The sequence below is a fragment of the Mesorhizobium sp. M7A.F.Ca.US.007.01.2.1 genome (genome assembly GCF_003998165.1).
Lineage (GTDB): Bacteria > Pseudomonadota > Alphaproteobacteria > Rhizobiales > Rhizobiaceae > Mesorhizobium > Mesorhizobium ciceri.
The window spans coordinates 1-6031 of the sequence record NZ_RZQP01000308.1 but is presented as its reverse complement, the minus strand read 5'-3'; the positions used below and the strand labels follow the sequence as shown (position 1 = coordinate 6031).

The following is a 6031-nucleotide window of genomic DNA, read 5'->3' as shown; positions in this document are numbered from 1 at the left end:
AGATAGACCACTTGGCCAGCACATGCCATTCCCAAACAAGCTGAAACCTCCTCGGAGAGGACATGGTCGAAGGAATGATCATCGGCGCGCCTATTTATCGCGGAAGAGGTTGAAGCGCGGTCGATCGCATCGCGGATATATCCGGGGCGGATTTGCAGTCCGTCCTTCAGCGCGCCGCTTTGATGCTCCGGAACGTCGCCGGCGTCCCGCTGGAGCTTGCGACAGAAGATGCGCTCAAGCCCATTGCCGGAGAGATTTAAATCGGCAGCGCCAGATCGGCCTGGCTCTGTAAAATCTGGGAGCCGGTCGCGATTGGCCGGAACCAAACAGAACAGCCGTAATTATCAGCCGAGGGAAGCAACCGCATAGGAAGCGGAACGATGGCTGAAATTCTTGAAACTTGGCAGTTCAAGGTTGCGCTTCAAACGTGCTGAGAAATCGTTGAGGCGCGCAAAGGAAGAAACGGACAGGAAAAATGGCGTGGTGAATATCGCCCTGTGCTGCAGGGTCCGGGCAGCTCAACAGCGCGTGACGGAGGCCTCGGGAGCGCCAGACCAATATCTATACGCGGGCGGCCTCCAAATCACCCCCGAATGGACATGAAATGGCGAGGAGTTGCCGTCATGACAATACTGTTTGAGCCGCTGGACTCGGATTACCATAAGCGCAGCGTGCTTTACCACGCCACGCGGTTGTCGATGCTCCACGATCGAATGCTGATGCGTTTCGACAAGGTAGACGAAGCGGCCGATAAGGTTGAAGCCGCAGCGGCCGTGCTGGTCGATATCACCCACGGCTCTGCCCTCGACGCGTTCCAGAACTCGGTGTTGCGGAATTCGTCGGCAGATTTCCTTCAGATGGAAACGGGTCAGACCCTCGGCCTCTGATCTGCGAGGAATGGCCGCAAGCGTTCGGCGGCTAGGGGGAACGTGGTCCCGCATCCGCGCCCGATCGGCAGGGCTCTCGCGGGTGTCCCGCCAAACTTGCGATTCGGGTCCAAGGTTCCGCTCAGAAGCCTGCCACGTTTCGGCAGCATTGTCGTTGGTGCGCGCTCTTCGCCCAACCGGCCCCAGTCGCCCCACTTCACGCTCAAGCCAGCTTTCGCCTGACGGACGCGTCTTGCCCCTCGGGCATTTACCTTTTGATAACCCTCCTGAGTTTGAAGACAAAACCTATCGGCTCCTTTTGCCTTGCATCGTGTTAGGGCTTGGAACAAACCAACGGAGCTGCAAGCAAAATGGCCACCGTAATCAATGCCAAGGGCGTTCCGCTCCCCTATAGTGGGTCCTCCGCAAGGTGGTACTCGGCGACGAATTCGGGCCCGGCCCTCTACGGCAGCATCTACAACGATTCGCTGTATGGCGACGGCAGCGTCAGCGTTACGATGTATGGCGGCCAGGGCGACGATATCTACTACCTGTACTCCGCGAAAAACAAAGCGGCGGAGCTGCTCAACGAAGGCATCGATACGATCTCGACCTGGATGAGCTACAGGCTGCCGGCGAATTTTGAGAATCTGACGGTCACCGGCGATAAACAATATGCCTTCGGAAACGCATTGAACAATATCGTCGTCGGCGGTTCCGGCCAGCAGACGCTCGACGGCTTGAAGGGCGACGACGTTCTCAAGGGTGGCTCCGGCGCTGACATTTTCGTCGTCAAACCAGGCAATGGCAGCGACCTTATTCTCGACTTCGGCGCCGACGACACCGTGCGCGTCGGAGGCTACGGCTTCCTCTCTTTCGACCAGGTGCACGCCAACATGGTGCAGTCGGGATCGAACGTCCGACTTACCCTGTCGCCAACCGAGTTTCTCGTCTTCGAGAACAAGACCATCGACCAGTTCAGCGCCAACCAGTTCGATCTCGCCCTGGACAAGTCGCATCTGACGCTCACCTTCTCGGACGAGTTCAATACGTTGAACCTGCACAGCGGTTCTAGCGGGACCTGGGATACGAACTTCTGGTGGGGTGCTCCGAACGGCAGCTCGCTCACCACCAACAGCGAGCTTCAGTGGTATGTCGACACCAGCTACGCCCCCACGAGTTCGGTCAACCCGTTCAGCGTACAGGACGGTGTTCTCACCATTACGGCCGCCCGGGCTCCCGATGCGATCAAGCCTTACATAAACAACTATGATTACACGTCAGGTCTGCTGACGACCTACCATTCCTTCACACAGACCTACGGCTATTTCGAAATTCGAGCCGACATGCCCGAAAAGCAGGGTGCATGGCCGGCCTTCTGGCTTCTTCCGGCGGATGGATCCTGGCCGCCGGAACTGGACGCCGTGGAGATGGTCGGCCAGGATCCCAACAAGCTCACCCTGACCAGCCACTCGAATGCCACGGGGTCGCATACGAAAGTGACCTCGACCGTATATGCAGCGGATACCGAAGGGTTCCACAAATATGGGGTGCTTTGGACCCCAAGCGAACTGGTCTGGTATTTCGACGATGTAGAAGTTGCCCGCGCACCAACGCCTGCCGACATGCACAAGCCAATGTATATGTTGGTCGACCAGGCTGTCGGCGGCATGGCGGGAGCGCCCGCCGACGGGCTTGCCACCCCTTCTGAAATGCACGTCGACTATGTTCATGCCTACGCGCTGAATGACTGGTTCATCTAGGTGCCATGCTGGAAGATGGAGTGAAACCGACATCCTTCACCAACTGGTCTCGAACGCGTTCATTGCCGCTTGCGCCCGCGCTGGACCCGAGGTGAAGGACGATGTCTCACTCCCACCCTTCTGAGCCGCCGCGAACAACGCTCACGGCCGTATTGGCTTCCTTTCGCCGGGCATTCGCCGGCATCGCGTTGATGAGCGGGGTCGTCAATGTCCTGGCGCTGACCGGCTCGTTCTTCATGCTGCAGGTTTACGATCGCGTCATCCCCGGCCGCAGCGTGCCGACGCTTGTCGGCCTTTGCTTGTTTGCGGGCACGCTGTTCCTCTTCCAGGGCGTTCTTGAGCTGATCCGATCGCGGCTGCTGGTGCGTATCGGCATGGCGCTCGATGCGCGGCTCAGCGGGCAGGTCTACACCGCACTGATGCGTCTGCCGTTGCGCACGAAGCTTCCCGGCGATGGCTTGCAGTCATTGCGGGACCTCGATCAGGTCCGATCGTTCCTGTCGAGCGCTGGGCCGACCGCGCTGTTCGACCTGCCCTGGATGCCGCTTTATCTCGCAATCTGTTTCCTGTTCCATTTCTGGATCGGCATGACCGCGCTCTTGGGCGCCATCATTCTGTTTGCCCTGACCTTACTGGCGGAACTGCGCACGAGGGAGACGGCGAAACGTGCTAACAGCCAGGCCGCTTCGCGCAACACGCTGGCGGAAGCGACACGCCGCAACGTCGAGGTGCTTCAGGCAATGGGTTTTGGCCCACGCATTGCCGATCGCTGGTCTGCCGTCAACGCCGACTATCTCAAGACGAATGCCAAGGCGAGCGATTTGGCGGGGACGCTCGGAACGATTTCGAAAGTCGTGCGCATGATGCTTCAATCCGGCATCCTGGCGATCGGCGCCTGGCTCGTCATCCATCAGGAGGCAACAGGAGGCATCATGATTGCCAGCTCGATCATGATGAGCCGGGCGCTGGCACCGATTGAACTCGCGATCGTGCATTGGAAGAGCTTCGTCAGCGCCCGCCAGGCCTGGGCCCGCCTCACCCACCTTCTGGGGCTGCTGCCCGAGGCTGCAACAACTGTCTCGCTGCCGCCGCCGTCGTTTCGCCTCTCGGTAGAGGGCATCAGTGTGGCGCCGCCGGGCGAGCGCCGCCTTGTCGTCCAGGATGCGGGCTTCGTGCTGGAGAAGGGCGCCGGCCTCGGCATCATCGGTCCGAGCGCTTCGGGAAAATCCTCGCTCGTCAGAGCCATCGCCGGCGTCTGGCTGCCAGTGCGCGGTACCGTCAGGCTCGACGGTGCGACGCTCGACCAGTGGTCGTCGGACGACCTCGGCAAGCATGTCGGATATCTGCCGCAGGATGTCGAGCTGTTCGACGGCACCATTGCCGAGAACATAGCTCGCTTCGAACCCCAGCCCCCCTCGGACAAAATACTGACCGCTGCGCGCGCCGCCGGTGTTCATGATCTGGTGGTTCACCTGCCTGAAGGTTATGAAACGCGTATCGGCGAGGCCGGGTCGGCGCTTTCGGCGGGCCAGCGACAGAGGGTCGCTTTGGCGCGTGCTCTCTATGGCGATCCGTTTCTTGTCATACTCGACGAGCCGAATTCCAATCTCGATGCCGATGGCGAAGCCGCCTTGACGGCGGCGATCCAGGGCGTGCGCGACAGAGGCGGCATGGCCATCGTGGTGGCGCATCGCCCGAGTGCATTGCAAAGTCTTGACCAGATCCTTGTCATGACGAACGGCAGCATTCAGGCCTTTGGCCCGAAGAATGAGATCATGACCAAGGTGACCCGTCCCATCAGCGTTCCGTTGAAAGTTGTCCCAAGTCCTGAAGAGGCGGCGCTCTGATGCCGGAGAGGGCGACATCGGTGACCGACCGGGCCATTCGACGTTATCTGCTTGGCGGCATTGCGACCTCCATCCTACTGGTCGGTGGAGCGGGCAGCCTTGCCGCCGTGATCGACCTCTCTGGCGCGGTCATTGGATCGGGAAAGCTGGTTGTCGATTCCAGCGTCAAAAAGGTGCAGCATCCGACGGGCGGCGTGGTCGGCCAAATCTTCGTGCGCGAAGGCGATGCCGTGCAAGCGGGACAGGTTTTGATTCATCTCGATGAAACCGTCACCCGCGCCAATCTGGCCATTGTCACCAAGAGCGCGGATGAACTCGATGCCCGCCTGGCACGTCTCAAGGCCGAGCGCGATGGTGCGGACGCCATCGGTTTTCCGCCGTCGCTGATGTCTCGGCGGGACGATCCGGATGTCAGCGGAACAATGGCCGGAGAGCAGTCGCTCTTCGAGTTCCGCCGGCAGGCACGCGCTGGCCAGAAGGCGCAGTTGGCGGAACGTATCTCCCAGCTCGCCGAAGAGGTCTCCGGCCTGACCGAGCAAAAGGACGCCAAGAGCCAGGAAATCAAGCTGATCGGAACCGAGCTCGCGGGCATGCGCACATTATGGGAGCGCAAGCTGGTCTCGATCGATCGCATCACCGCGCTCGAGCGCGAGGCCGTGCGGCTGGAGGCTGAACACGGGCAGTTGATCGCGGCGATAGCGCAGTCGAAAGGTCACACGTCGGAAATCCGCCTGCAGATCATCCAGATCGATCAGGATCTGCGCAGCGAAGTCGCCACGGAGCTGCGTGAGGTCCACGCAAAACTCTCGGAGCTAGTCGAACGCAAGCTATCGGCCGAGGACCAGCTCAAGCGCATCGACATTCGAAGCCCGCAGGCCGGCGTCGTCCTTCAGCTTGCCGTACATACGATTGGGGGTGTCATCACTGCGGGCGAACCGGTCATGCTCATCGTGCCGGTCGCGGACCGACTGACCGTCGAAGCCCGTGTGGCTCCACAGGACATCGATCAGCTGAAACAGGGGCAGGAGGCGACGCTGCGGCTTTCGGCCTTCAATCAGCGGACCACGCCTGAACTCAACGGAACCGTCAGCAAGATCTCCGCCGATCTCAGCACCGACGAGCGCACCGGCGCCGGTTATTACACCGTGCATATCGTTTTGCCGCGCACGGAACTTGCCAGACTCAAAAGACTGACCCTGGCGCCCGGCATGCCGGTCGAGGTGTTTTTCACGACCAGCAGCCGCACGATGCTGTCCTATGTCGTCAAGCCCCTGGCCGATCAGATTCAGCGAGCATTCCGGGAGGAGTGAAGCGCGCCTGGGCTGCAGCGACCGACCGCTTCCCGCCGCGAGCATTCATCGGCTGGGAAATTGGCAGAATGCTGCTTTCGGTTTATTGATCCTCGACGACTCCCTGCTGGGCTCGATCCACTGGCCGCCTCCGAGGTAAAAGGCATTGGGACGTCGAACGCGGGCACGTTGGCTTCAATGCTCAACCAGCCTAGGGGTTAAGTACCGAGTGAAGCCGCGCCTTGAGGGTGGCTGCAGCATGCCAG

At 60.6% G+C, this 6031-nt stretch carries 5 protein-coding genes; 4 read left to right on the top strand and 1 reads right to left on the bottom strand.

Annotated elements, in window-relative coordinates:
* A partial coding sequence (locus EN949_RS36235) for a hypothetical protein (protein ID WP_206534980.1) occupies positions 1 to 326 on the bottom strand: 326 nt, incomplete at its 3' end.
* A 297-nt stretch (positions 327 to 623) separates the two neighbouring features.
* On the opposite strand from EN949_RS36235, the gene EN949_RS32030 reads away from it, so the two are divergent.
* From EN949_RS32030 to EN949_RS32015, 4 genes are all read left to right on the top strand, one after another.
* Entirely contained in the window at positions 624 to 887 is a 264-nt protein-coding gene (locus EN949_RS32030; protein ID WP_013525078.1) for a hypothetical protein, read from the top strand.
* A gap of 350 nt (positions 888 to 1237) precedes the next feature.
* Positions 1238 to 2629, top strand: coding sequence for a family 16 glycosylhydrolase (locus EN949_RS32025; RefSeq protein WP_127367533.1), 1392 nt, complete (start codon positions 1238 to 1240; stop codon positions 2627 to 2629).
* 101 nt (positions 2630 to 2730) lie between these two features.
* Entirely contained in the window at positions 2731 to 4476 is a 1746-nt protein-coding gene (locus tag EN949_RS32020; protein ID WP_127371896.1) for a type I secretion system permease/ATPase, read from the top strand.
* Positions 4476 to 5786, top strand: a complete 1311-nt coding sequence (locus EN949_RS32015) for an HlyD family type I secretion periplasmic adaptor subunit (RefSeq protein WP_127371455.1) — start codon at positions 4476 to 4478, stop codon at positions 5784 to 5786. The genes EN949_RS32020 and EN949_RS32015 overlap by 1 nt, the downstream gene beginning before the upstream one ends.
* The last annotated feature ends 245 nt before the right edge of the window (positions 5787 to 6031 follow it).